This is a genomic window from Pseudomonas sp. NEEL19 (assembly GCF_028751975.1).
Taxonomy (GTDB): Bacteria; Pseudomonadota; Gammaproteobacteria; order Pseudomonadales; family Pseudomonadaceae; genus Aquipseudomonas; species Aquipseudomonas juntendi.
In genome coordinates this window covers 4443078-4470000 of sequence record NZ_CP081491.1, presented here as the reverse complement: position 1 = coordinate 4470000, position 26923 = coordinate 4443078, and the positions used below count along the sequence as shown (strand labels likewise).

18 protein-coding genes, 2 rRNA genes and 3 pseudogenes (1 of these 23 running past the window's edge) are annotated in these 26923 nt (G+C 59.4%); 14 read left to right on the top strand and 9 right to left on the bottom strand.

Translation table 11 applies throughout. The features are described from left to right. The 8 genes from K4A76_RS19885 to K4A76_RS19850 form a co-directional block, all read left to right on the top strand. A 23S ribosomal RNA gene (locus tag K4A76_RS19885) occupies positions 1–524 on the top strand; it begins 2369 nt to the left of the window's first position. Between the two features lie 134 nt (positions 525–658). Further along, positions 659–774 (top strand): 5S ribosomal RNA (gene rrf / locus K4A76_RS19880). Positions 775–982: 208 nt separating this feature from the next. Beyond that, positions 983–4465, top strand: a complete 3483-nt coding sequence (gene recC, locus K4A76_RS19875; protein ID WP_274410987.1) for an exodeoxyribonuclease V subunit gamma — start codon at positions 983–985, stop codon at positions 4463–4465. Next, a complete protein-coding gene (gene recB, locus K4A76_RS19870) occupies positions 4462–8136 on the top strand; it encodes an exodeoxyribonuclease V subunit beta (protein ID WP_274410986.1) in 3675 nt (1224 codons plus the stop codon). The genes recC and recB overlap by 4 nt, the downstream gene beginning before the upstream one ends. Then, complete coding sequence (gene recD, locus K4A76_RS19865; RefSeq protein WP_274410985.1) at positions 8133–10208, top strand: exodeoxyribonuclease V subunit alpha; 2076 nt, start codon at positions 8133–8135, stop codon at positions 10206–10208. The genes recB and recD overlap by 4 nt, the downstream gene beginning before the upstream one ends. 159 nt (positions 10209–10367) lie before the next feature. After that, positions 10368–10934, top strand: a complete 567-nt coding sequence (locus K4A76_RS19860) for a YfiR family protein (RefSeq protein ID WP_054912324.1) — start codon at positions 10368–10370, stop codon at positions 10932–10934. Then, a complete protein-coding gene (locus tag K4A76_RS19855) occupies positions 10931–12202 on the top strand; it encodes a diguanylate cyclase domain-containing protein (protein WP_274410984.1) in 1272 nt (423 codons plus the stop codon). Before K4A76_RS19860 ends, K4A76_RS19855 begins: the two co-directional genes overlap by 4 nt. A 4-nt stretch (positions 12203–12206) precedes the next feature. Then, positions 12207–12698, top strand: coding sequence for an OmpA family protein (locus K4A76_RS19850; RefSeq protein ID WP_009683883.1), 492 nt, complete (start codon positions 12207–12209; stop codon positions 12696–12698). Between the two features lie 6 nt (positions 12699–12704). Here the strand turns inward: K4A76_RS19850 and K4A76_RS19845 are convergent, their stop codons facing one another. After that, the gene (locus K4A76_RS19845; RefSeq protein ID WP_274410983.1) at positions 12705–13655 is read right to left on the bottom strand and encodes a LysR family transcriptional regulator; all 951 of its coding nucleotides are present in this window, start codon (positions 13653–13655) and stop codon (positions 12705–12707) included. Between the two features lie 132 nt (positions 13656–13787). Between K4A76_RS19845 and K4A76_RS19840 the strand changes: the two genes are divergently transcribed. Next, a complete protein-coding gene (locus K4A76_RS19840) occupies positions 13788–15314 on the top strand; it encodes a CoA-acylating methylmalonate-semialdehyde dehydrogenase (protein ID WP_274410982.1) in 1527 nt (508 codons plus the stop codon). Positions 15315–15323: 9 nt separating this feature from the next. Further along, the gene (mmsB, locus tag K4A76_RS19835) at positions 15324–16211 is read left to right on the top strand and encodes a 3-hydroxyisobutyrate dehydrogenase (protein WP_274410981.1); all 888 of its coding nucleotides are present in this window, start codon (positions 15324–15326) and stop codon (positions 16209–16211) included. Between the two features lie 151 nt (positions 16212–16362). Here mmsB and K4A76_RS19830 read toward each other — a convergent pair. Beyond that, a pseudogene (locus tag K4A76_RS19830) lies at positions 16363–16506 on the bottom strand (cupin domain-containing protein); the annotation flags it as partial. Positions 16507–16620: 114 nt separating this feature from the next. On the opposite strand from K4A76_RS19830, the gene gmtY reads away from it, so the two are divergent. Further along, complete coding sequence (gene gmtY / locus K4A76_RS19825; RefSeq protein ID WP_080992913.1) at positions 16621–17982, top strand: gamma-mobile-trio recombinase GmtY; 1362 nt, start codon at positions 16621–16623, stop codon at positions 17980–17982. A gap of 74 nt (positions 17983–18056) precedes the next feature. Here gmtY and K4A76_RS23960 read toward each other — a convergent pair. The 4 genes and pseudogenes from K4A76_RS23960 to K4A76_RS19815 form a co-directional block, all read right to left on the bottom strand. Continuing rightward, positions 18057–18206, bottom strand: a pseudogene (locus K4A76_RS23960) (IS3 family transposase); the annotation flags it as partial. Then, a complete protein-coding gene (locus tag K4A76_RS19820) occupies positions 18207–18806 on the bottom strand; it encodes a DUF6088 family protein (protein WP_080992912.1) in 600 nt (199 codons plus the stop codon). 58 nt (positions 18807–18864) lie between these two features. Further along, complete coding sequence (locus K4A76_RS23955; RefSeq protein WP_080992911.1) at positions 18865–19131, bottom strand: antitoxin Xre/MbcA/ParS toxin-binding domain-containing protein; 267 nt, start codon at positions 19129–19131, stop codon at positions 18865–18867. A 321-nt stretch (positions 19132–19452) separates the two neighbouring features. Beyond that, positions 19453–19740, bottom strand: a complete 288-nt coding sequence (locus K4A76_RS19815) for a helix-turn-helix domain-containing protein (protein WP_049696551.1) — start codon at positions 19738–19740, stop codon at positions 19453–19455. An 85-nt stretch (positions 19741–19825) separates the two neighbouring features. Between K4A76_RS19815 and K4A76_RS19810 the strand changes: the two genes are divergently transcribed. After that, complete coding sequence (locus K4A76_RS19810) at positions 19826–20278, top strand: hypothetical protein (protein WP_049696550.1); 453 nt, start codon at positions 19826–19828, stop codon at positions 20276–20278. Positions 20279–20546: 268 nt separating this feature from the next. Here the strand turns inward: K4A76_RS19810 and K4A76_RS19805 are convergent. The 3 genes and pseudogenes from K4A76_RS19805 to K4A76_RS19795 all read right to left on the bottom strand — a co-directional run. Beyond that, positions 20547–20945, bottom strand: a pseudogene (locus K4A76_RS19805) (IS66 family transposase); the annotation flags it as partial. A gap of 170 nt (positions 20946–21115) precedes the next feature. Further along, positions 21116–23590 (bottom strand): S8 family peptidase, encoded by a 2475-nt coding sequence (locus tag K4A76_RS19800; RefSeq protein WP_128611064.1) that lies wholly within the window; start codon positions 23588–23590, stop codon positions 21116–21118. Next, complete coding sequence (locus K4A76_RS19795; protein ID WP_049696548.1) at positions 23554–24597, bottom strand: AAA family ATPase; 1044 nt, start codon at positions 24595–24597, stop codon at positions 23554–23556. The genes K4A76_RS19800 and K4A76_RS19795 overlap by 37 nt, the downstream gene beginning before the upstream one ends. A 314-nt stretch (positions 24598–24911) precedes the next feature. On the opposite strand from K4A76_RS19795, the gene K4A76_RS19790 reads away from it, so the two are divergent. Further along, a complete protein-coding gene (locus K4A76_RS19790; RefSeq protein WP_177413055.1) occupies positions 24912–25313 on the top strand; it encodes a hypothetical protein in 402 nt (133 codons plus the stop codon). Positions 25314–25393: 80 nt separating this feature from the next. After that, a complete protein-coding gene (locus K4A76_RS19785) occupies positions 25394–26791 on the top strand; it encodes a hypothetical protein (RefSeq protein ID WP_165919289.1) in 1398 nt (465 codons plus the stop codon). The last annotated feature ends 132 nt before the right edge of the window (positions 26792–26923 follow it).

Here is a 26923-nt window from a genome sequence, read left to right as displayed (position 1 = left end):
AGGTCTTAGTGATCCGGTGGTTCTGTATGGAAGGGCCATCGCTCAACGGATAAAAGGTACTCCGGGGATAACAGGCTGATACCGCCCAAGAGTTCATATCGACGGCGGTGTTTGGCACCTCGATGTCGGCTCATCACATCCTGGGGCTGAAGCCGGTCCCAAGGGTATGGCTGTTCGCCATTTAAAGTGGTACGCGAGCTGGGTTTAGAACGTCGTGAGACAGTTCGGTCCCTATCTGCCGTGGACGTTTGAGATTTGAGAGGGGCTGCTCCTAGTACGAGAGGACCGGAGTGGACGAACCTCTGGTGTTCCGGTTGTCACGCCAGTGGCATTGCCGGGTAGCTATGTTCGGAAGAGATAACCGCTGAAAGCATCTAAGCGGGAAACTTGCCTCAAGATGAGATCTCACTGGGATCTTGAATCCCCTAAAGGGCCGTCGAAGACTACGACGTTGATAGGTTGGGTGTGTAAGCGCTGTGAGGCGTTGAGCTAACCAATACTAATTGCCCGTGAGGCTTGACCATATAACACCCAAGCAATTTGCTAGCGCAGATTGCGGTGGTGAAGATGACATGAACCGAAAGTTCGCAAGGCATCACAAACATCACATATCCGGATTCGCTGGGCTGTCCAACTGGACATTCTGGCTACAGAATTTCTTGACGACCATAGAGCATTGGAACCACCTGATCCCATCCCGAACTCAGTAGTGAAACGATGCATCGCCGATGGTAGTGTGGGGTTTCCCCATGTGAGAGTAGGTCATCGTCAAGATTCATTTCGCAAAACCCCTATCTGCGCATGCAGGTAGGGGTTTTGTCTTTGTGCTCCAAAAAAGTCCCCTGGCCTCACAACAATCCCTGTGGGAGCGGGCGTGCCCGCGAACACGGGCGAAGCCCGTGCCATGCCCCCCAGGGAACGCATCACGCGTGATATCGTTTCCCCCACCAACCTCAGCTCAGCACCTGCCAGAGAGTTTCCGATGCCCCACACCACCCATCTTCACCCCGGCTTCATGATCGTCCACGGCAACCGCCTCGACGATTTGCGCAGCCTTGTGGTGAGCTGGATGCGTCGTTACCCGCTGGCACCGTTGGAAAACGAAATCGCCCTGGTGCAGAGTAACGGTATCGCTCAATGGCTCAAGCTGGCGCTGGCGGAAGACCCGCTGGAGGACGACCAAGGTGGCTGCGGCATCGCCGCTGCAATCGAGGTTCAACTGCCCGGCAGCTTCATGTGGCAGTTGTACCGCAGCGTGCTAGGGCGCGATGAAATTCCCGAGGTATCCCTGCTCGACAAAGCGCCGCTGACCTGGCGCCTGATGCGTCTGCTACCAGCGCTGATCGAGCGCCCGCACTTCGAGCCGTTGCGCCGCTTCCTGACGGATGACGGTGACCTGCGCAAGCGCTACCAGCTGTCCGAGCGCCTGGCCGATCTGTTCGACCAGTATCAGGTCTACCGGGCCGACTGGCTCAGGGACTGGGCAGCGGGTGAGCACGTGCTGAACACCGCCCGTGGCGAACGCAAGGCCCTGCCCCCGGCTAACCGCTGGCAGGCCGAGTTGTGGAAGGCCTTGCTGGAAGACGTCGGCGAAAAAGGTATGGCGCAAAGCCGGGCCGGCGTGCACCAGCGCTTCATCGAACGTATCAATAGCCTGGAACAGGCTCCCCCCGGGTTACCCTCGCGGGTGATCGTGTTCGGCATTTCATCGCTGCCGGCCCAGGCCTTGGAGGCATTGGCTGGCCTCGCACGCTTCAGCCAGGTGTTGTTGTGCGTGCACAACCCTTGTCGCCACCACTGGGCGGACATCGTTGCCGACAAAGACCTGCTGCGCCATCAATACAAGCGTCAGCAGCGCAAACAAGGCATGCCCTTGCAGCTCGACGACCAGGCCCTGCACCAGCACGCACACCCATTACTGGCTGCCTGGGGCAAGCAAGGCCGAGACTACATCAACTTGCTCGACAGCTACGACGACCCGGGTAGCTACCAAGGCGTGTTCAGCGATGGTCGCATCGACCTGTTCAGCGACGGTTCACCCGCCACGCTGCTCAATCAATTGCAGGACGACATTCTTGAACTCCGCCCGCTGGCAGAAACGCGCGCGCTGTGGCCGCCAGTCGATCCCGCCAACGACCGCTCGTTCCGTTTTCACATTGCCCACAGCCCCCAGCGCGAAGTGGAGATTCTCCACGACCAGCTGTTGGCTCGCTTCAGTGCCGACCCCACATTACGCCCGCGTGATGTCATCGTCATGCTGCCGGCCATCGACACATACGCGCCGCACATCCGCGCCGTTTTCGGCCAACTGCAGCGCAGTGACCCGCGTTACATACCGTTCACCCTGACCGACCAGGGGCAGCGTGGCCGGGAACCTCTGCTGATTGCGCTGGAACACCTGCTCAAGCTGCCGGACAGCCGTTTTGCAGTCAGCGAAGTGCTCGACCTGCTGGATGTCCCGGCGGTAAGAGCCCGGTTCGGTATCCGCGAAAACGACCTGCCTACCCTGCACCGCTGGATCGAAGGCGCAGGCATTCGCTGGGGCCTCGATGCCGAGCAGCGAGCCAGCCTTGGCTTGCCCGCCGGGCTTGAACAGAACACCTGGCGCTTTGGTTTGCGACGCATGCTGTTGGGGTATGCCGTAGGCGTGGGCGAAGCGTGTGACGGTATTGAGCCGTACGATGAAATCGGTGGTCTGGACGCAGCCCTGATCGGCCCGCTGGTGGCCCTGCTCGACGCACTGGATGTCGCCTGCCAGGCCCTGGCCGAACCGGCCACCGTCAGCCAGTGGGGCGAGCGCCTGCATGCCCTGTTGCATGTGTTCTTCCTGGCCGAGGACGAGCACGACGAATTCCTGCTGATCCAGTTGCAGGATCTGCGCGATAGCTGGCTTGAAGTATGCGAAACGGTCGGCCTGCAGGAACCTCTGCCATTGACCGTGGTGCGCGAGGCCTGGCTGTCGGGGCTGGACCAAGGCAAGCTGTCGCAACGTTTCCTGGCGGGCTCGGTGAATTTTTGCACGCTCATGCCCATGCGTGCGATCCCGTTTCGGGTGGTGTGCCTGCTGGGCATGAACGATGGTGATTACCCCCGCGCCCAGCAGCCGCTGGACTTCGACCTGATGGCCAGCGACTACCGCCCCGGTGACCGCTCACGCCGTGAGGACGATCGTTATCTGCTGCTCGAAGCGCTGCTGTCGGCACGTGACCAGCTGTACGTCAGCTGGGTCGGGCGCAGTATCCGTGACAACAGCGAACGCCCGGCCTCGGTGTTGATCGGGCAGTTGCGCGACCACCTTGCGGCGGGTTGGCAGCTGAACGGCGCGCAGCAGGGCCAGGCGACACAGGCGGGCGAGCAGCTGCTGCACGCCCTGACCCAAGAGCACCCGCTGCAACCGTTCAGCCCGCGCTACTTCCAGAAGGGCAGCCCCCTGTTCAGCTATGCCCACGAATGGCAAGTGTTGCACCAGCAAAGCGAAGGCGACCCGCAGGGCGAACCAGCCCTGGCGCCCTATCAGGATGATGAAGCGCTTACCCTGACCCAGCTGAGTGACTTCCTGCGCCACCCGGTTCGGCATTTCTTCAGTCAGCGCCTCAAGGTGTACTTCGAAGCGCTGGAGGCGCCGACCCCGGACGAAGAACCCTTCACCCTCGACACCCTGCAGCGCTACGGCGCCAGTGAAAGCCTGCTCGGTGTCGCCTTGGCCGCACCGGGCAACGCCGAGCAGGCCCTGCAGGCCCAGGCCCGGCGTTTGCAGGCTTGCGGCGTGCTGCCAATGGCGGGGTTCGGCGAGCTGCTGCAAAGCGAGTTGATCGAGCCGTTACCCGACCTGCTGCAACGCCACCAGCAGTTGCTGCAACGCTGGCCGCGCTTGGTCGAGGGCGCTTTGCCCGTTCATTTCGAGCACGGCCGGCACCGTCTCGAAGGCTGGCTGGGGCGGGTATTCCAGGCCGACGACCAAAGCCTTCTGAGTATTACCACCGTGCCCAACACCATCAGTGCCGGGCGCAACAACCTGAAGTGGCACCGCCTGATCGCGCCCTGGGTCACCCACTTGGCGGCCTGTGCCGCAGGCTACGCCTACCATAGCGCCCTGGTCGCCAGCGACCTGACCCTGTTGCTGGCACCGCTGCCGCAAGGCGCCGCCGGGCAACTGTTGGGCGACCTGCTGGTGGCGCGCCAGGCCGCGATGAACGCGCCCCTCTCGGTGGCGGCGAAAACGGCTTTTGCCTGGCTGTCCCACGACGATGCCGACAAAGCCCTGGCCGCTGCGGCCCGCGCCTACGAGGGCGATGAACGCAACAGTTTCGGCGAGCGCAGTGAAAGCATCGCCCTGGCTCGGCAGTTCCGTGATTTCGCCGCACTCACCGCCGACGAAACCTTTGAAGGCTGGTGCGAAACCTTGTACCGCCCATTGTTCACCGCACCCTGGCAGACCCTGGGCAACCCGGAGAAAGGCGCATGACCCAGGCCCGCCCCTTGGCGTTGAGTTTCCCCTTGCATGGCAGCCAGCTGATCGAGGCCAGTGCCGGCACCGGCAAGACCTTCACCATTTCCGCCCTGTACCTGCGCCTGATCCTCGGGCATGGCGGCGAGCAGGGGTTTGCACGCGAACTGCTGCCACCGCAGATTCTTGTGGTGACCTTCACCGACGCCGCCACCAAGGAGTTGCGCGAGCGTATCCGTGCGCGCCTGGCAGAAGCTGCACGCTTCTTCCGTGGCGAGCTGGAGGGCGCCGACCCTTTGCTGCACCAACTGCGTGACGACTACCCGCAAGAGGCCTGGCCGCGCTGTGCCGGGCGCCTGGAAATTGCGGTGCAGTGGATGGACGAAGCAGCGGTATCGACCATTCACGGCTGGTGCCAGCGCATGCTGCGCGAGCACGCTTTCGACAGCGGCAGCCTGTTCACCCAGACCCTGGAAACCGACCACAGCGAGCTGCTGGGCCAAGTCATGCGCGATTACTGGCGGCGCTTCTGCTACAGCATGCAAGGCCAAGCGCTGGCGTGGGTGCGCAACCATTGGGTCAGCCCCGACGCCTTGCTCCCGCGCATTCGCCCCTTGTTCGGCCGGGTGCGGGCCGAGCAGCACGGCGCGGAACCGGCGGCACTGATCGAGGCATCGCTGCAGCAGCGCAGCGAACAGTTGGCCCGGCTCAAGGCGCCTTGGCTACAGTGGGCCGAAGAGCTGCGGCAGATCTGCCGCGATGCCCTGGCTGCCAAGCAGGTCGACGGCCGCAAGATGCAGGCGCGCTATTTCGAACCCTGGTTCGACAAGCTCCACGCGTGGGCTACGGACGAACAACAGGTGGAGCTCGACCTCGGTACCGGCTTCACCCGCCTGACACCGGCCGGCATGGCCGAGGCCTGGAAGGGCGAGCCACCCGCGCACCCAGGCCTGGATGCCATGCAGACCCTGGCGCAACACCTGCAAGCCCTGGATAGCCCGGATGCCCCCCTGCTCGAGCATGCCGCCAATTGGGTTTCGGCACGGTTTGAAGTGGAGAAGCGCCGGCGGGCAGAAATGGGCTTTGACGATATGCTGGTGCGCTTGCAGCACGCACTGGCCAGTGAAGCCGGCGAGCGCCTGGCCGGGCTGATTCGTGAGCAGTTCCCGGTGGCCCTGATCGACGAATTCCAGGACACCGACCCGGTGCAGTACGGCATTTTCGAGCGTATCTACCAGATCAGCGAAAACCGCCCGGACACCGGCCTGTTCATGATTGGCGACCCGAAGCAAGCGATCTACGCCTTCCGCGGTGCAGACATTTACACCTACCTCGCCGCACGGCGGGCCACCAGCGGTCGGCTGCACAGCCTGGACACCAACTACCGCTCCAGCAAGGCCATGGTGGCGGCAGTCAATCAGGTGTTCCTGCAGGCCGAGGCGCGTCAGGGAGGGCGCGGGGCGTTCCTGTTCCGCGGTGCGGATGACAACCCGTTGCCGTTCATCGAGGTGCACGCCAAAGGCCGTAGCGAACAGCTGGTGATCAACGGCGAAGCCAGCGCTGCCCTGCAATGCTGGGAGCTGCAGAGCGAAGAGCCGGTATCCGGCAGTGTCTACCGCCAGCAACTGGCCGCCAGTTGCGCCAGCCACATTGTCGATATGCTCAATGGCGGCCAGCAAGGCACGGCCGGTTTCCGCAGTGCCGAAGGCGAACTGCGCCCCTGCCTGCCGTCAGACATCGCCATTCTGGTGCGGGATGGCCACGAAGCGCAGCTGGTGCGCGCCGAGCTGGCCGCACGCGATGTACGCAGTGTGTACCTGTCCGACAAGGACTCGGTGTTCGCTGCCCAGGAAGCCCACGACCTGCTGGCCTGGCTCAAGGCCTGCGCCGAGCCCGATTCGGAGCGCCTGCTCAAGGCGGCCCTGGCCAGCCTTACCTTAGGCCTGTCGTTGCCCGCACTGGACCGCTTGAACCAGGACGAGCGGGTCTGGGAAGGCTGGGTCATGCGGTTCCGCTACTACCGCGAAACCTGGCAGCGCCAGGGCGTACTGCCTATGCTGCGCCACCTGCTGCATGACTTCCAGCTGCCGCGCACGCTGATCCGCCGCAGCGATGGCGAACGGGTGCTGACCAACCTGCTGCACCTGGCCGAGTTGCTGCAGCAGGCAGCTGGCGAACTCGATGGCGAACAGGCGCTGATTCGCCACCTGGCCGAGCACCTGGCCAGTTCTGGCCAGGCTGGTGAGGACCAGATCCTGCGCCTGGAAAGCGACGAACAGCTGGTCAAGGTGGTGACCATCCACAAGTCCAAGGGCCTGGAGTATCCGCTGGTCTACCTGCCGTTCATCTGCACCAGCAAACCTGTGGACGGTAGCCGGCTGCCGCTGGCGTGGCACGACCCTGAAGGCCACGCCCACCTTACCCTGACCCCAGACCAGGAGCAGATCGAACGCGCCGACGATGAGCGCCTGGCCGAAGACCTTCGCCTGCTGTATGTGGCCCTTACCCGTGCCCAGCATGCCTGCTGGCTGGGTGTCGCCGACCTCAAGCGCGGCAACCAGAAAACGTCGCAGTTGCACCGCTCGGCGTTGGGGTATCTGCTGGGGGGCGGCCTTGCCCTGGCCAGTTCGGCGCAGTTGGCCGACTGGTTGCAGGCCCTGGCCGCGGGTTGCCCGCACATCGCCTGCCCAGGCCTGCCGCCGGCGCAGCAGCAGGTGTATCGCATGCCCCACGCCGAACGTGAATTACTGCCGGCACGCAAGCCACGCCGCGCCGCCGCTGAGCACTGGTGGATCGCCTCCTACAGCGCCCTGCGCGTTGGTGACCAAACCCTCGGTGCCGACAGCTCGCAGGCCCAGCAACTACAGGATGACGAAGTCGTCGATGTGCAGGTGCTGCGTGAAGTTCCGGCCGACAGCGGTGATATCCACCGCTTCCCGCGGGGGCCGAACCCGGGCACCTTCCTGCACGGTCTGCTGGAGTGGGCAGGCCGCGAAGGCTTTAGCCTGGTAAGCCGTAACCCGCAGTTGATCGAGCGAACCGTTGGCCAGCGCTGCAACCGCCGGGACTGGACGGGTTGGATCCCCACCCTCAGCCAGTGGATGCAGCGCTTGCTGAACGAGGCCTTGCCCTTGCCCGGCAGTGAGCAGGGCGTGACGCTCGGGGAGCTGTGCACTTACCAGATCGAAATGGAGTTCTGGTTCGCCAGCCAGCGCGTCGACGCCGAGCAGTTGGATCGTCTGGTAGCACGCCACACCCATCCCGGCCTGGCGCGCCCGGCGGCGCAGCCGACGCTGCTCAATGGCATGTTCAAAGGGTTTATCGACCTGGCATTCGAGCTGGACGGCCGCTACTACGTGACCGACTACAAATCCAACTGGCTTGGCCCGGATACCCAGGCTTACGATGCCCTGGCCATGGAAAAAGCCATCCTCGAACACCGCTACGACCTGCAGTACGTGTTGTACCTGCTGGCCCTGCACCGGCAACTGCGCGCGCGGCTGCCGGGTTACGATTATGACCGCCACGTGGGCGGTGCCTTGTTCATCTTCCTGCGGGGCGCCAGCAGCAGCGGGCACGGCGTTTACTTCACCAAGCCACCGCGTGAATTGATCGAAAGCCTGGATGCGCTGTTCCGTGGCGAGCACCCGCCCACCCAGCAGGACCTGTTTGCCGGAGTCATGCCATGAGTCGCAGCCTTGTCGACCTGTTGCCCACCCCATTGCACGCCGAGTACCTGCTGGCGCTGGCGCCGCAAACTGACAGCGGTGACCTGCTGCAACTGCTCGACCGCTGGGTCGAACGCGGCTGGCTACGGCCGCTTGACCGTGCGTTCGTGTCATTTCTGGAAGAGCGGGCCCCAGGCAGTGACCCCTTGCTGCTGCTTGCCGCAGCGTTGGCCAGCCATCAACTGGGCCACGGCCACGTCTGCCTCGACCTGCAGCAAACCCTGGCCGAGCCCGACTTTGCCCTGTCGTTGCCGCCAGAGGGCGACGCACTGACCGGCCCGTTGCTGTTGCCTTCGCAATTGCTGGCCAACCTCGACTTGCAAGCATGGCGCCAACGCATCGTTGCCAGCCCGCTGGTGGCCGCTGGCGACGCACCGGGCCAGCAGGCGCGCCCCCTGGTGCTCAGCGGCCAGCGCCTGTACCTGCGCCGTTACTGGAGCTACGAGCGGCGTATCGACCACACCTTGCGCCTGCGCCTGAGCCAGGCTGAAGCAGCGCCGGCGGACTTGCCGCAACGCCTGGCGCAGTTGTTCGAGGGCGGCGCCGCGGCAGGCCAGGTGGACTGGCAGAAGCTCGCCTGCGCCCTGGCCACCCGCGCCGGCTTCAGCATCATCACTGGCGGCCCCGGTACGGGCAAGACCACTACGGTGGTGCGCCTGCTGGCGTTGTTGCAAGCGCCGGCGGTGGAGCAGGGCAGGCCATTGCGTATCCGCCTGGCGGCACCCACCGGCAAGGCCGCTGCGCGCCTGACCGAGTCCATTGGCCAGCAGGTCGAGCGCCTGCAGGTCAGTGCCCAGGTACGCGAGCAGGTGCCGACCGACGTCAGCACCGTGCACCGCCTGCTCGGTAGCCGCCCGGGTTCGCGGCACTTCCGCCACCATGCCGGCAACCCGTTGCCGCTGGATGTGCTGGTGGTCGACGAAGCCTCGATGATCGACCTGGAGATGATGGCCAACCTGCTCGACGCCTTGCCAGCGCGGGCACGCCTGGTATTGCTGGGTGACAAGGACCAGCTGGCCTCGGTCGAGGCCGGTGCCGTGCTGGGTGACCTGTGCCGGGACGCCGAAGAAGGTTATTACGCGCCGGCCACCGCCAGCTGGCTCGAACAGGTCAGTGGGGAATCGCTGGCTGGCAGTGGCCTCAAGGTTGGCGATGAACAGCGCAACCCGCTGGCCCAGCAAGTGGTGATGCTGCGCTTTTCGCGGCGCTTTGGCGAAGGCAGCGGCATTGGCCAACTGGCGCGGCTGGTCAACCGGCAGGACGCCCTTGCGGCGCGCAACTTGCTGGCCATGCCACCGGCTGATGTGCACAGCCTGGTGCTCAGGCACGAGCAGGACCGCGCCTTCGACCGCCTGCTGCTCGACGGCTTGAACCAGGGCAGCGAAGGGCCACAAGGGTACCGCAGTTATTTGCGTACCCTTGGCCGCTATCGGCCATTGCTGGATACCCCGTTCGACGACCCCGCCTGGGAGCAGTGGGCGGGCAAGGTGTTGCACAGTTTCGAGGACTTCCAGTTGCTGTGTGCGGTACGCCGCGGTGCCTGGGGCGTCGGAGGGCTCAACGAGCGGGTGGCGCGGGTGCTGCACGGCGCCGGCCTGATCGACAGCCAGCAGCCTTGGTACGAAGGGCGCCCGGTGCTAGTCACCCGCAACGACTACGGCTTGGGCCTGATGAACGGCGACATCGGCATTGCCCTGCGTTTGCCGGACGAGCGCGGCGAGCCGCTGCTGCGGGTGGCCTTCCCGCGTAATGACGGCAGCGGCGGCGTGCGTTTTGTCCTGCCCAGCCGCCTGAATGAAGTGGAAACGGTATTTGCCATGACGGTGCACAAGTCCCAGGGTTCGGAGTTCGGCCACACCGCACTGGTACTGCCCGACGCACTGAACCCGGTGCTGACCAAGGAGCTGGTCTACACCGGGATCACCCGCGCCAAGCACTGTTTCAGCCTGGTCGAGCCGCGCCAGGGCATTTTCGAAGAAGCGGTGTCGCGCAAGGTAAGGCGCATTTCCGGGTTGATGCTGGAGCAAGTCTGACCCCGGCCGAAACCAGGTGGAGATCCCCTATGGGAGCGGGCGGGCCCGCGAACACGGGCGCAGCCCGTGCCCACCTCCGTGGTGCCCGCTTTCCGACATCGATACGGCCATGTGCTATCGTTGCGCCGAAACCAGAAAGGACTTTGAGAGATTCCCCACATGCACGTGGCCGCAAGACGTGTGACAAACTGTGCGCTCTCGGTATTGCTGGCCGTGCTGTGTATCGCTACGGGCTCTGCCGGGGCGAACACCGCCACAACCAACGCCCAGGCGCAGCAACGGGCCAAGGCCGTCACCCAGGTCGTGCTGGGCATTTTCAGCTACGCGCGCTGGCCGGTGGAGCCGTCTCCATTGCGCCTGTGCCTGGTCGGCCCCACCGAATACGCGGACGACCTGATCAAAGGCCAGGTGCAAGAGTCTGGCCGCCCGCTGCAAGTGAAGCGCTTGCTGGCAGATGACAGTCAGGTCGCTCAGGCGTGTGATGCGATCTACATCGGCAAGCTCGACCAGCGCCAGCGTGACAAGCTGTTCGAGCGGGTCAGCGGCTACCCGGTCCTGAGCATCAGCGAATCGAATGACCCATGCACCATCGGCAGCCTGTTCTGCCTGCGGGTCAGCGACCAGCAGGTGGCCTTCGAGGTCAACCTTGACTCGGTGGCGCGCTCCGGGGTACGCATTCACCCCAGCGTGCTGCAGCTGTCGCGGCGCCGGGCGGTGCAACCATGAGGCCGACCCGCAAGCGCAACCTGCGCCCAACCCTGCGTTCGGTGCTGGGCCGTGCACACTTGAATGTCGCCTTGCTGGCCGTGGGCCTGGCCGGTATTTCCTTGACCCTGTTGGGCGTGCTGGCCTTGAGCGTCTACGCCAATCACAACCTGCAACTGATTGCCCGGTCGATCAGCTACACCGTGGAGGCGGCGGTGGTGTTCGATGACAGTGCCGCCGCCAGTGAAGCGCTGGGGCTGATCGCCAGCGCCGAGGAAGTGGCCGAGGCCAGGGTCTTCAATGGTGAAGGCGAGCAACTGGCGCGCTGGCAGCGTGCCGATTCGGGCATGCTTGCCCTGCTGGAAGCGCAGGTCGCCAGCGCGTTGCTGGACGAACCGGTCAAGCTGCCGATCATGCACCAGCAGCAACAGATCGGGCGCATCGAACTGGTTGGCCAGGGGCGTAGCCTGTTGCTGTTCATGCTGGGGGGGCTTGCCGGTATTCTGTGTTGCACGGTCTTGAGCGCCTTGGCTGCCCAGTACCTGTCGCGGCGCCTGCTCGGCGATATCACCCGGCCGCTGCGCGGCTTGGCCAGCGTCGCCCACGCCGCCCGCCGCGAGCGCAGCTTCGACCGGCGTGTGCCGGAAACGGCGATTGCCGAGCTCAACGAGCTGGGGAATGACTTCAACGCCCTGCTGGACGAACTGGAAGTGTGGCAAAGCCACCTGCAGAGCGAAAACCAGACCTTGGCCCACCAGGCCAGCCACGACAGCCTGACCGGCCTGCCCAACCGCGCCTTCTTCGAAGGGCGCCTGAGCCGCAGCGTGCGCAACGCAGCCAGCCAGCAGGATCACATGGCGCTGCTGTTCCTCGACAGTGACCATTTCAAGCAGATCAACGACACGCTGGGCCATGCGGTGGGGGACGAGGTGCTGATCAGCGTGGCCGAGCGCCTGCGTGCCCAGTTGCGTGAGCATGATCTGGTTGCACGTTTGGGCGGTGACGAATTCGCCGTGCTGCTGACGCCCTTGCAAACGCGCCGGGATGCCGAGCACATTGCCGAAAAAATCGTCGCCAGCATGAAGCTGCCGGTGCAGCTGGACAGCGGCCGCAGTGTCGCCACGTCGGTGAGCGTCGGTATCGCCTATTACCCGGAAGACGGCGCCGACCCGGCCAGTCTTCTGAATGCCGCCGATGCGGCGATGTATCAGGCCAAGCGCAAACGGCGTGGCCATTGGCAAGTGGCGCAGACGGAACGGTCCGCCAACCCTATCGACAACAGGAGCTGAACCCGTGATACAGGCTTTACGTTTTCCACTGTGGGCCTTGTTGCTCGCTGTGCTGGCGCTGACCGGCTGCCAAAGCGCGCCGCCCAAGGGGCTGACCCCGGAACAGATTGCCGTGCTCAAGCGCGAAGGCTTTACCCCCACCGATGAAGGCTGGGCGTATGACTTGTCTGGCAAAGTGTTGTTCGGCAGTGACCTGGACAGCCTCAACAGCCAGAGCCAGGCGATTGTCGAGCGGATCGGCAAGGCACTGCTGGGCGTGGGTATTCAGCGTGTGCGGGTAGACGGGCATACCGACTCGTCGGGCAAGGCGGCCTACAACCAGGAGTTGTCCGAGCGCCGCGCGCAGAGCGTGGCCAAAGCCTTGGTCGGGGTCGGCATGCAGCCGCAGAACATCCAGAGCCAGGGCCTGGGCAGCAGCCAGCCGGTGGCAGACAACCGCACCAGCGCCGGGCGTACAGAGAACCGGCGCGTGTCCATCGTGGTGGCGTCTTACTGAGCCCCGTCACTGCTGGGCAAAGCGCATTTCCCGGGTCTGCCCCATCAACAACGGCGCATTCGCCTCGGTCACCCCGCGAATGTAATCCCACAACAGGGTGATCCGCTTCAGCTTGCGCAGGTCCTCCCGGCAATACATCCAGAATTGCCGGGTCACCTCGATGTCCTCTGGCAACACCGTGACCAGCCGTGGATCCTGCGCAGCCAGGAAACACGGCAGGATCGCCAGCCCGCGGCCCTGCAACGCCGCCGTGTACTGTGCAATCACACTGGTACTGCGTAGATGCGCAGTGGCGCCGGGGATCAGGTTGGCGAGGTACAAGAGCTCTGAGCTGAACGCCAGGTCGTCCACGTAACTGATGAACGGGTGCCTGGCCAGGTCAGCCACCTGGCATATCGGCGCATGGCTGTCCAGGTAGCCCTGCGTCGCATACAGCCGCAAGCTGTAGTCGCACAGCTTGCAGCACACATAAGGCCCATGCTCGGGCCGCTCCAGGGCGATGACGATATCCGCCTCGCGCTTGGACAGGCTAATGAAGTGCGGCAGCGGCAGGATATCCACCGAAATGGCCGGATAGGCGTCGACGAAGTGGCTCAACTGCGGGGTAATGAAGAAACTGCCGAAGCCTTCTGTGCACCCCATGCGCACATGCCCCGACAACGCCACGCTCGACCCGGATACCTGCTCGCACGCCATGTGCAGCGTGCTTTCGATCGACTCGGCATAGCCCAGCAAACGCTGGCCCTCGGCGGTGAGAACAAAGCCGTTGGTGCGCGACTTTTCGAACAGCAACGTGCCCAGCGCCCCCTCCAGCGAGCTGATGCGGCGCGACACCGTGGTGTAGTCCACGCTCAGTCGTTTGGCGGCACTGCTGGCCTTGCGGGTACGGGCCACTTCAAGGAAAAACTTCAAATCGTCCCAGTTGAGCGCGCTCAGGGATGTGAGATCTTTTTGCATGATGATCCGGTTTTTTTGTGCGTTCTTGTTGGATGTTTGCACATCTATACTCGAAACAAGCCTCAGGACGCCACCTCGCGTTTGCTTGGCGCTGGCGATCTCGTCCCGACAATAATTCCAAGGAGAACGCAGATGAACGCACCGCAATCCCCGAACCCGACCAAGGTCGACCAGGTGAAGCTGCTGATCGACGGCCAGTGGGTCGAGTCCAAGACCACCGAATGGCGCGACATCGTCAACCCGGCCACCCAAGAGGTGCTGGCGCGGGTACCGTTCGCCACGGTAGATGAAGTCGATGCAGCGGTAGCCGCTGCCCACCGTGCCTTCAAGACTTGGCGAGACACCCCGATTGGCGCGCGCATGCGCATCATGCTCAAGCTGCAGGCGCTTATTCGCGAACACACCAAGCGCATTGCCCAGGTGCTCAGCGCCGAGCAGGGCAAAACCCTGGCTGACGCCGAGGGTGATATTTTCCGCGGCCTGGAAGTGGTGGAACACGCTGCTTCCATCGGCACCTTGCAGATGGGTGAATTCGCCGAAAACGTCGCCGGCGGTGTCGATACCTACACCCTGCGCCAGCCTATCGGTGTATGCGCTGGCATCACGCCGTTCAATTTCCCGGCGATGATCCCGCTGTGGATGTTCCCCATGGCCATCGTCTGCGGCAACACCTTTGTGCTCAAACCGTCCGAGCAGGACCCGCTGTCGACCATGCTGCTGGTCGAGCTGGCGCTGGAAGCCGGCGTACCGGCCGGGGTGCTGAACGTGGTGCACGGTGGCAAACAGGTGGTGGATGCCATCTGTACCCATCAGGACATCAAGGCGATTTCCTTCGTCGGCTCTACCGAAGTCGGTACCCACGTGTACAACCTGGGCAGCCAGCACGGCAAGCGCGTGCAGTCGATGATGGGCGCCAAGAACCACGCCGTGGTGCTGCCCGATGCCAACCGTACGCAAACCATCAATGCTCTGGTCGGTGCCGCCTTCGGCGCGGCGGGCCAGCGCTGCATGGCCACCTCGGTAGCGGTGCTGGTGGGCAAGGCCCGTGAGTGGCTGCCGGACATCAAGGAAGCAGCCAGCAAGCTCAAGGTCAATGCCGGGTGTGAGCCAGGCACCGATGTCGGCCCGGTGGTTTCCAAACGCGCCAAGGAGCGTGTGCTGGGCCTGATCGAAAGCGGCATCAAGGAAGGCGCCAAGCTGGAACTCGATGGGCGCGACGTCACGGTGCCGGGTTACGAGCACGGCAACTTCGTTGGCCCAACCCTGTTCTCGGGTGTGAAGACTGACATGCAGGTCTACACCCAGGAAATCTTCGGCCCGGTGCTGGTGACCCTGGAGGTCGATACCCTCGACGAAGCCATCGCCCTGGTCAACGCCAACCCGTTCGGCAACGGCACTGGCCTGTTCACCCAAAGCGGCGCGGCAGCGCGCAAGTTCCAGAGCGAAATCGATATCGGCCAGGTCGGAATCAACATCCCGATCCCGGTACCGGTACCGTTCTTCAGCTTCACCGGCTCCCGTGGCTCCAAGCTCGGCGACCTCGGCCCATACGGCAAGCAAGTGGTGCAGTTCTACACTCAGACCAAGACCGTCACTGCCCGCTGGTTCGATGACGACAGCGTCAACGACGGTGTGAACACCACCATCAGCCTGCGTTAAGGAGACGTCATGCGTATTGCATTCATTGGCCTGGGCAACATGGGCGCGCCCATGGCCCGCAACCTGATCAAGGCCGGGCACCAGTTGAACCTGTTCGACTTGAACAAGGCTGTACTCGCCGAGCTGGCCGAACTGGGAGGGCAGATCAGCCCGTCGCCCAAGGACGCGGCGGCCAACAGCGAGCTGGTGATCACCATGCTGCCTGCCGCTGCCCATGTGCGCAGCGTATACCTGAACGAAGATGGCGTGCTGGCCGGTATTCGTGCCGGTACACCTACCGTGGACTGCAGCACCATCGATCCGCAGACCGCGCGTGATGTGTCCAAGGCTGCAGCGGCCAAGGGCGTGGACATGGGCGATGCGCCGGTGTCCGGTGGCACCGGCGGTGCGGCAGCCGGCACGCTGACGTTCATGGTCGGTGCCAGCGCCGAGTTGTTCGCCAGCCTCAAGCCGGTGCTGGAGCAGATGGGCCGCAATATCGTCCACTGCGGCGAGGTGGGCACCGGGCAAATCGCCAAGATCTGCAACAACCTGCTGTTGGGTATCTCGATGATCGGCGTGGCCGAGGCCATGGCGCTGGGTAATGCGCTGGGCATCGATACCCAGGTGCTGGCCGGCATCATCAACAGCTCGACCGGGCGGTGCTGGAGTTCGGACACCTACAACCCGTGGCCGGGCATTATCGAAACCGCGCCAGCATCGCGTGGCTATACCGGTGGCTTTGGCGCCGAACTGATGCTCAAGGACCTGGGGCTGGCGACCGAAGCGGCGCGCCAGGCACACCAGCCGGTGATCCTGGGGGCTGTGGCCCAGCAGTTGTATCAGGCCATGAGCTTGCGTGGCGAGGGTGGCAAGGACTTCTCGGCTATCGTAGAGGGGTATCGCAAGAAAGATTGACGCAAGAGGTGGGCTTCATCGCGGGCCAGGTGGCCACATAACCCTGTGGGAGCGGGCATGCCCGCGAACACCGGCAAAGCCGGTGCCATCCACCACGCTGCCTGTTTCGCGGGCGCGCCCGCTCCCACAGAGTTAGTTGTAGAGTGTCTGATCAGGCGAAGACGAAATACTTGCGCACGGTCTCGACCACTTCCCAGGTGCCTTTCATACCCGGTTCAATGACGAACACATCACCGGCCTTCAGGTGCTTCGGCTCTTCGCCTTCCGGGGTGATGATGCAGTAGCCATCGAGGAAGGTTAACCCAAGCTATAGTCCCAAAAAAATTTGGCCTACCTCTCTGCTGGACCGAGCTCAGCTATGCTGTGAAAACGAAAGTCGCCAACTGCATTGATCTCCGGAGTCAGCAAAATGCCTGTTTTCTTCGAACGATCCCATCGTGAGTACAGAGTGCTGAGATTGGATGCAACTGGTTTTCGACCGGTGTTGCCTGTAATCATTACAGACGAAGGGATACTTAAGGATTTTGCTCACTATATGTACTTGAATGGGCGTAAGAGCAGGTCATGGCAAGATAGTGCGACCTTTGCTGTGCAGCTGTTGTTGGAATATGTAGAAGCTAATCATCAGTTTTTTGATTCTCCCCAAATGCTGTTTAGATCGTTTTCCAATTCACTGTATAGTGGTACCGTGGAGCGGGGGTGCGATCCGTCTGAGTTGTGGTGGGAGCCAAGACAGCCAGATGATGCCTCCAAGATTATTTCCGCGATTACTCAATTTTCAGACTGGCTGGCTGCGCTAAATGAAGATTCTGGACTGGTTTTAAATACTTGGCGCAAAGCGAATCGTGCTGAGGAAAAACTTAATTGGGCAGCTTACGTCCATCGGAAGAATAATGCTTTTCTTTCGCATCTTTGGATAAAGCCACCTGATTTTTCAATGAGTAGGGAGGTCAGGTCTACTTCAATGATAGGCTTTGATCTAGAGCCTGCAAAAGATTTTCCCGAAGAATCGATTGATGCCTTTCTTGCGCAGGGGTTCAAGCTTCGGAAAAATGTATACAGTATTAGAGATATCTTAATCACTATGCTCATGCATTATGGCGGGCTAAGGTTATCTGAGGCGTTGAGCTTGTGGTGCGATGATGTCACAGTTGAGAAAGGTGAAGTTGTCGTTCGAATTTATCATCCTCAACTCGGATTAGCGCCTGGAAAAAAACGGATGAAGCGTCAAGCATTTCTGCGTGACAAGTATGGGCTGATTCCTAGAAATCTACTGGTCAAATCGCAGGATTCTTTGTTTTTGGGTGCGAAGGGTAGGGCGTTTACTGATCGTCAGCGCATGAGTTTTGAAGTTTTCTTTCATCCCGCATTCAAGGCAGAAGTATTTGCGCAGTTGTGGAGTGAATATCATTGCATGCACAGAGTGAAACCTGCATTAGGTCAAGAGCATCCTTATGCATTCACTAACAAGCTTGGGCAGCCGTATTCACATACCGCCTACAGGAAAGCACATAGAGCGGCTGTAAAGCGCATTGGGTTGATCAGTGAGAAAATGTTAGGTACTACCCCTCATGGACACAGGCATTCCTATGGGCAGCGACTTGCCGCAGACGGAGCCACGGATCTTACGATTAAGTCAGCTATGCATCACTCGTCTATTGAATCAAGTGGAGTATATACTCAGCCAAAATCAACGCAGGTTCGCGCAACTCTGGCTGCTCTTGAATCGAAAATGGCATACAAGTATCTCGATGCAGATAGTGGCGATTAAGGTATGCGGAGTCTACTGGAGTAATTTAGGTTAGAGTCGCCACTGGTTTCCTCGGTGCTCTCTAAGTTCATGATCTAGCGTTTCTCGTGCTCTACTGGCAACAGTTGCATAATATATGCCGCACCGGCGTTTATGAGTATCTCCATGTAATCGAAAATACAACTCCGGCCTTCGTAATGCGTTGCGTAGATTTTTCGTCGGATTCGCTCCCGGTTCAGAATTTTTCAGTTCACATTTCGAGCGTAGTTGGCCAGTGCTGAGCGCATCCACTTAGGCATTTTGCATTCCATGAGCCTTTTGAACTCTTCAGCGCTGAGCGAGCTGACAATCTTGCTCGCGACCTGCTCATCCACCCCATTTTCTCCGAGATACCAAAAAGCGGTCAGGGCCGTCCCTATTGGCGTTCCAGCTTGCTGGAGTCGTTGGCGAGACGCATGGCGCAGCCTAACAACCGCGTTACCGATCTTGATCTCACGTGTCGTCCCGCTGGTGTAGTAAGTAGGCAGGACCTGCATCTGAACACTCAGCCCCAGTCGACGAACAGCTTCTGCACCATGGATCTGGATAGTCTCGCCTCTTGCCCTAGCGACGGCTTCCAATACAGAAAGCGGGTTGGCTCGAACCCTTTTACCCGTGTATTGGCTGTGCTTGGGACGCATGTAAACGCCGCGGGCAACGCGCTCCAGGGAACCCCTGAGCACCATTCGAGAAAGAGCTTTGTTTACCGCGGAGCGAGAGCCGGCTCGCTCGAATACGGCTCTAACAAAGGGCCTTCCCTTAGGCATACGCTTGATTCGGTTCGATATAGACTCTGCGATAGACACAGCTAAACCTATGTCAGACGAGTAGTGGACAGGTCCTCTGGCATGGAACCTTGCGGCGTTAAGCGTAGACGCCGTGTTCAATTCGTTCTAGAAGTGTCACCACTTGCTGATAGCCCGATCGACTTATCAGGATGATGCAAGGTACCTGATGACTTAGCCCGATCGCTGGTTTGTATAGCCATTGCGCGGCGAGCACTCGACTGCCAAGCACTCGCGTCGCCAGGTGCAAGATTTGCTCGCACCTTCCTTTGTAGCATCGGTGGACGATGCTCCAGCATCCCAGCGGTGAACTGGGGCAAAGCGCTAGTATCTGAGGATCGTTCATTTGCACACCTCAAATGTGAAAGCGTATCTCTCAACCGGCTAGTCGGCCAACGGGTTCCATTCTCTTGCCGGCTTGTGCGGCTATATCGAGGAACCTTCCTCGCGTCTGTGCCCGCCCTCGCAGAAGCTCTTGGGCGCTGCCTTCCTGTTCCGACTTGATACGCCACTTCTCAGTCTTTACCTTCCGCCGGCCTTTCAATGTCTCTCCTTTCCCTCATAGGTAGGGCCCAGGCGCAACCCAGCCAATGGGTCAGGAAGCGCAGAATTTGGTTGCATCAGACAGGACATCTCAGCCCATGCTGAAGGGTGCAGATGCCCATCCTCATCGGTCCGATGGCGTCACGCTGAGCTCCTCACGAACGCGCTGAATGATTGAATCCAGAGTGGCATCCTTGTCCATAAAAAGGTAGCACTGGGTCAAGATCGTCAAAGGATGGACATTCATGGCAGAGGCGAGCCCATGCACCATTTCGAGGGTAGGGCCTTTTCCTCCGGCTTCCAGTTGGCTGAGGTAGGTTTGGCTGCTGTGGCCACCGAAATCTTCTTGGTTAAGGTTGCGGGATTTTCTGAGCTGCCTCATTGCTTTCCCAAATGCCTGTTTCAGTTCCATTTTTTCATTCCTACAAAAGGAATGATGAAGCCGTCTTGAACGTCGGACATCCATTAACTATTGTTAATATTTTGAGGATTTTTCGATGTTCAAGACCTACAGGCACGCTGAACTCAGCTCAGCCGACATTTTCGGAGAACCTTCCAGTCGCCGCTGGAAATTTATTGAGCTGGAGCTGCACTACCCATGGTTTTACGTGGAGCTCGTGCGCGATTATGGTGATGACATCGTGGGCAGCATGCTGATGATCCCTACGGTACCGATACTTAAACAGATGCTTTCGGAGCTTGATGACTGCTCATGGATCGCGCAGGCACATCTGATGTCTCCTGGCCACATGAGAGGTGGGAAAGACTGGGTGATGGAACCGCTTCAGGAAGTGAGCATTGCTGAAGACGCCTCAGGGACGGAAGAGGGCTATATCTATAAGGTAGTAGGCGGGGCCTGCTACAGCATTCATCACTCGCCTCATCGAGAGAACCTCAAGGTCACAGAGATTATTTTTTCGGCTGATCGCGATCTGCGCGTGGGTGGATGAGTTAAGGGGCGTGCATTTTATTTGTCGTTACGATTCTTACGACTGCTTTGAAGGCAAAGCGAGTGCTTTAGCGTCATTCCCCTAGCTAAGAGTATATGGTACCTCTAAGCAGTATCATCATAACGGAGACGAGTTTCTGTATTTTTCGTCCTCACTCTTTGATCTCCTGTCGCTAAGCTACGGAGGTTTTCGCTCAGCAGTCAACTGGTTGCGTGAATCGCCCATGGGCTTTGGCCGTGGCTGACCCAATGGGCACCAGGTCGCGCTAGGCCAACATCCAGTTATGCATTGTTTTGAGGATCGGCGTCGCCATTTCCTGACGTATTCGCCCGCGATCCTCATCACTCATGTCACGCGCTTGGCGCTCGACCTCTTACAAGTCGCTGATCGAGTACAGCGCTTGTTCGGCCAGCTGACTTTTGTTAGCTACGTGCAGATCGAAAAACTTGCGACGTGCATGAGCCATGCAGCCGGTTTCAGCGATGCCTTGCTCAAAACCAGCTTTGTAACCAGCGAAATCATCGCAAACCAGCTTGCCGTTCCAGTCGCCCAGGAAATTGCGTGCATGTTCACCGGCACGGCTTGGGCTGAAGTCGTACACCACGACTTTGAGCGCCGAAAACGGTGTCGTGCTGTAGGCCCAGGCCCAAGCGTAGGCCCTGTAGGTTCACAAAAAAGGTGACATTAGGTGTTCAGTAAACTGGGAAAAACTGCCACTTCCTCTGTGAATCGGCCATGCGAAATTCACAAAATAACTGATAATCGCCTACCGCTCTCTCAGAAAAATTGACCTTATCTCTATTGTGAGGCGGGAGCAGTGAGTCGCTTCAACGATCTTTACACCAGGATTGCTAGCTTGTTTTCGACCGCGGTATACAGATCGACCTCCGCCTCCGGGGTTTTGATAGAGATGATCAGACTGTAACGAGCGGGGAGCGCGTACCGGTTGAGATTAGGCCGGGTTCTCCACCAACCCATTCCAGGAAACACAGCCAGCAAGCCACGGCTTGCGAGATCAGCAGCAGTGCCTTTCCAAATGTCTTGGTGAATGGACCCTTTGTGCCTGTATTGGCCCCCGAGGAGCCAGTCGGGATCCTTCGGCGCCATCCCTTCATTCACTTGCTCAGCAGCCGCATTTACGCGCCCCACAAAATCATCAGGACCTTCCAAAGGCCGCTTAACATCGAATCGTAGGCGGTGCGATGGGTAGTGATATTTGGACGCGGAGCCGCGAGCAGAGGGATTCGGCTCGACGAAATACGAAAGGGTGACCTTCATCTCCACCTCAGCACCTTGTAGAGCTTCAAGCTCGTCCTTTGGCCACGGGATGTTGTGGAGGTTCATCTCCTTCGTATCGATCTTCCCCTTACCTTTCTTATAAGGATAGAGCTGATCTTCCACCACCAAAGTCAGAGAGTTGCTCGCACTCCAAAGAGCACGCTCAAGACTCGGCTCTCCCCAGCCGGCATGTCGAATGAGGTTTACGTAGTCCGATTTCACTGGGCGAGCAGGAAGATAAGCGTCGCGCATAGCTTCCGACCAATCCGCTGAGTGAACAATCAGGGCGCGGACTGTCTCTGGACGCAAGGTCGGATACTGAACCAGAATTTGGGCCGCCATACGAGAGCACAATGCCGACGCTGCGCTCGTAGCGTTAAAGGTACAGAATCGTCTTGCCTCGAACTCATTCTTGGCGGTGAGCAAATTAAGGCTCGCCATCCCGGCTGCGCCATATCGGTCCTTGGCAGCATTGCCCCCCTCAAAAACCACGTCCGGTTTCAATGGCCAGGCACTTTCCCACGTAGCAGAGGTTGTGGTGAAGGGGCTGAGCCCACCCTCTTGCGCTATTGGTTCATAGGCAGTGGGTCTCGTGTCCATTTTACGGGTACAGGCACCCACTGTCAGAGCGTTCCAAGCCTGCCCCGGATCATGGATCAGGTTGGTGCTCAAGCTCGCGGGATAAAGCATCCAAGCGTTGATGTCGCGAATGTTCCCGGCCGATTGGATAAACAGCCTGGGGAACTCACCTTCGTTATCGGCATCCGCAGCCAGGCTATCCAGCTTTGAAGACCAGGAGGATGGGCGACCGCGGTCACGATAGTCCTCGGCGCTAACTGCTGAATTAAAGACCCTGGATCGATCCGCGTGGCTAATTTCTGGTCGCGCCACCCCTTCAGCAAAAAGAGATGCATGAAGCAGTGCGTTCCCCTCGTTCGCCCCATGGCTTGGAAGAAGCTTCACCGACTCAAGCCGATGATGAATGCTCACACGTTCAAGTGATGATAGGCAGTCGGTAAGATCGCCATAGGCTGCGAGGGCTGCCATGCCGGTGCCGTGGTTCTCCTCATCGTGCTTACCCCACTGAGGGTTAACGGTGTGAGTATCCTCTTCCTCGATCAGTCGACTGAGCAAGGGGTGGGCGCGATTGACACCAGAATCCAGCAAACAAATCCTGGGAGCGTGACGATTGACTGCTGGGAAATCAGTTCTCGCAACCAATTCATCCAGCCATTCGATTTGCTCTTCATTGGCCAAGTCATCGAAGCTGTCTGCGGTTTCTTTGGCTCGACGAAGCTCAGCGACACAGTTGAGCCCCATCACCGATTGCGAGAATTGGCGCTGGGAACCTTTCATCAGCACCACAGTTCGTTCGGGAAAATCAGCTCGTGCTTCGCTGACTACGCATCCACTACCTTCGACGATCTTAGTGAAATCGTTAATAACGGCCTGGCGCGCACCTCGTACCGGAAGCCACACCTCCCACCAAAACTCTTTTGATTTGTCGTCCGGCAGCAAATCTGGATCGTCTGTCCATAACGCTTCCAACTCGGCGTTGCGAATCGATTCGATCGTGTTGACTAGGTTACGGTGGTCTCGGGGATTACCATTCTTGTCCTTCTTCTCCTGAAGGTACTCCGTAACGATCCTCTCAAAGTGGTCAAGCTTGCCATCGGGGACGAAGACGTTGGCAATGGTCTGGTCTCCCTCTTGGCGTACGCTGAGGAGTTCGATTTTCTTGCGCTCATCACCAAGGCTTTGGAAAGCCATTTCCACATCGGGCTGACCGACGAACTGGATTTGCAAGCCCAAGCCGCTTTCAACATCTATCCCCTGTTGAAAGTTCTTAGCTGCTTCGGCCATTGGCTTCAATGCGTGCAGTTGATGCTGAAGTGACGCACCATGCTGCTGCCTTGGCAAATCTGGGATCTGCGGTTTTACGCCACCCTTAGAGGCATGTGCCGTGAAATCTCTCGGCTTAGAATTTTTTGGCAGTATTAAGTGTTCACGCTTTGCGTTTCTTTTGTCCGGCATGGCTCGCTGCTACGTTGTTTTGCCAATTTCTGGCTGAGCAGTTGGCGGTCCATCAATGCCTTGCCCAGCGTCTGTCCTTTGACGCGTTCTTCATCGTGCATAACGGCATCTTTGATAGCGTCATCCACCGCCCGCCGGATTTCGGCATAGCTCAAACCTGCAGCCTTTTCCCCAATGGCCTTGGTTGAAAAAGGTTTAGGCGCGAAATGTCCAAGCCGCGAACGAATAAGACTCGATGCTTGTTCAGCAGTCGGTAAGTGATACTCGATGACGTCATCGAAACGACGAAATAAGGCGTAGTCAAGGATCTCGGGGTGATTAGTCGCGGCAATGATTAGGCTATTTGACTGGTCTTCTTCGATCATCATCAAAAAGCTATTGAGTACCCGGCGTATCTCGCCAACATCGTTTGGCATTCCACGCTGGGAACCAATTGCGTCGAACTCATCAAAAAAATAGACACCACGGACTTCAGCTATGGCATCAAAAACCTGCCTCAGCTTCGCCGCAGTTTCACCCATAAACTTGGTAATAAGCGTGTCCAAACGGACAAGAAAGAGCGGTACCCCGAGCTCACCAGCAAGAGCGGATGCAGTCATGGATTTACCCGTTCCTGGGGGGCCTACCAACAGCACCTTCCTGCGAGGAGAAAGCCCATGCTCTCGTAGACGAGAAAACATTCGTTGCTCTTTCAGCACTCGTTGCAACTGAGCTGATGCTGCGTCGTCGAGAACCATTTCAACGAAACGATCTTTTGGGTAGGTAACGCTCAGCAAGCCCGCCATTTCGCCGCGAGGCTTGGCAAGGGGTGTGGGGCTATTGCGTCGACCTTCAAGACTCACGCTGCTTTTAGCAGCATCGATCATGTCGCGCAGATCGGTCGCGAGCTTGCCATGGCCCGATTTAGCTTCGCGTGCGGCAACCTGCATCGCTACGGAATAGAACTGACTGTCATCCCGTTCGATGTGAGATTTCACGAGCGCTTTGAGCTGTTCGGCGCTGGCCATTTCTGTTACCTGATCTCTGCAAAAAAATGCCCAATCCGTGGCTATGGCGACGACGCGGTGCTCAGGATAGGAGGGACTCAATGACTCGCATCCTGCTCGCCAAAGCAGGATTACGTTATGCCACCATGGTAGCAGTTAGAGTCAAGGGAGACGACTCTATTCCTATGAGCGGTGTCCTGATTTGAGTTTGAGGGATCGCCCCCATTCAGACCTCGTCTGAGGATCAGGAGCACCAGGATAGGCGTCAAGGAGGTGGTCATTTTGAGGTGGACTATGCTGACCAGTTGCTCTCAAATCTAATCGTGAGGTCCTCCATGGCAAACCCCAATCTGCTGGCTCGATTCAGAGATGAAGTCCTTTTGGCTGGGCCTGAAAGCACCCTACCTAGCAACCTATCTCAGTTCTGGCTTGAGGAGCTCCAGAATCATCTGGAGAGGTATTTCGACGGTTTGAACTCGGAGTCGGATGCAGAAGAGAAGGATCTCGACATCTCCCTCCCACTCGCAGCGATCATCCACATCTTGTTCGCAAAGAATGGTGGGGAGGAGATATCCGAGAGCTCTGAAAAGCTGTACGAGTATTTCCAAGACTACCGGCTCGAGCTGGCCCTCGAAGAGATTACGCGCAAGACTCATGTGGCTGCCGAGGCTGCAACCATTGAGACCATCTTCACCAACCGAGACGTCCTGGTGGAGCAAAGCCCCCTCCTTCAATAGGTACCTCCACCGATGCCATCGCCGGCGGGCACGCTCCGAGGCATTGAAGGAATGCATTTCACGGCTGCCGAGATCAGTGAATGAAAGAAATTGCTGCGCCGATGTTCGATCTAATCGCTTTGTCGCTTCCACGAGGGTTGGGGTTTGGAGACAGCCCGCCAGTAGGGGCATGGCTTAGTGAGGACGGACTTTCTTGTGCCGCTCTAACCCGAAATATCCAGTCCGGCAGCTTCGGAGTAGTCACCTTACGGCGTCGTGTCGATAGCGTGTGGGTGCTCCTCAGCCATGGTGAGTGCACCGCTCGCGAGTCCGAAGCCCGCGCCTCAATTAGCCATTTTCTCAATACCCAAGCCCATCCGCTTCCACTCCCCTCAGGCGAACGACGACGTGCTCCTTTAAGCAGAATGGGTAAGCGCACACCAAGCGTGGTGTTCAAATCACTATTTGATCCAAGCCGCCGTATTGGGGCGTGGGCGCTCAATCAACTGTATCTCGCACTGCCATCTCCAGACAGAAATTGGGTTCCCGATTGCCAGACTGAGAATTTTCACACCCGCCTTTGGGAGGCCCACCTATTAGCGATTTTTCGTGAGCAGGGACTCTTGGTCACCCAGCCTAAAGAATCACCCGATTTTCATATCGAGAATAGGCTGGGAGGTGAGGCCTGGGTTGAAGCAGTGACAGCCAACCCGGAAGAGCGGTATGAGCATTTTGGCGCCTCGCCGGTCCCCCCACCAGCTGACCGACATGAGCGCTTCTTTGGAGCGGCTGCAGAAAGGTTTGCGAGGACCATGCAAAACAAATTGGACAAGCGTTACGAATCCCTACCGCACGTGGAGGGTAAGCCGCTCATTCTGGCCTTAGCCGATTTCCATGCACCCAGTTCAATGCTGTGGAGCAGGGAGTCGCTCATCAGCTATCTCTATGGCTTTTCAGTTCACTCATCTGCGCATCGTGGAATGCAGCTGATAACTGTGGAGGAAGAGACATCTCTGCTATCAGGGCGCCCCAACGGCCTATTTACGCTAAGGGAAAATGCCCATCTTTCAGCGGTCATTTTCACCAATGCCTGCACAGTCCCAAAGCTCAGCCGAGTGCCGATTTCAGGTGGAGCTCATCTAGACGGGTACCGATACTTGCGGTTTGGTGAGTTTTTCGACCGTTCTCCAGGTGCATCACGAGGTATCCCATTTTTGTTGGATGTAGCGTCCAGCGATTACGGTCAGCTCTGGCCGCAGTATGGCTACGAGCCGTGGTCTGCTGAAGTGGAGGTCTTCCATAACCCTATGGCATTACATCCGGTGCCTAACGAGCTGATACCAGAAGTCACCCACTGGAGAGAAGTGAATGGAAGAGTCGAGTGCGAATCTTTCTATGATGTATCAATACTCCGATCCAGGACACTCGTCCTGAGTGCTAACGCTAAGGTTCCGTCACTTGATGAGTTACTGACAGCAGCCAGTCCTCCCGAGCTCTGACGGCGACGGGGTGGATGCATCTTTGCCACGCAGGTAGATGAGGATTACTCAGCAAGCTACCCAGTAAGGGAAGGACATGAGCCCCCTGCGCAATCCACAACCGTTGAAGCGTCAGCTCTCTTCGGGTAAAAG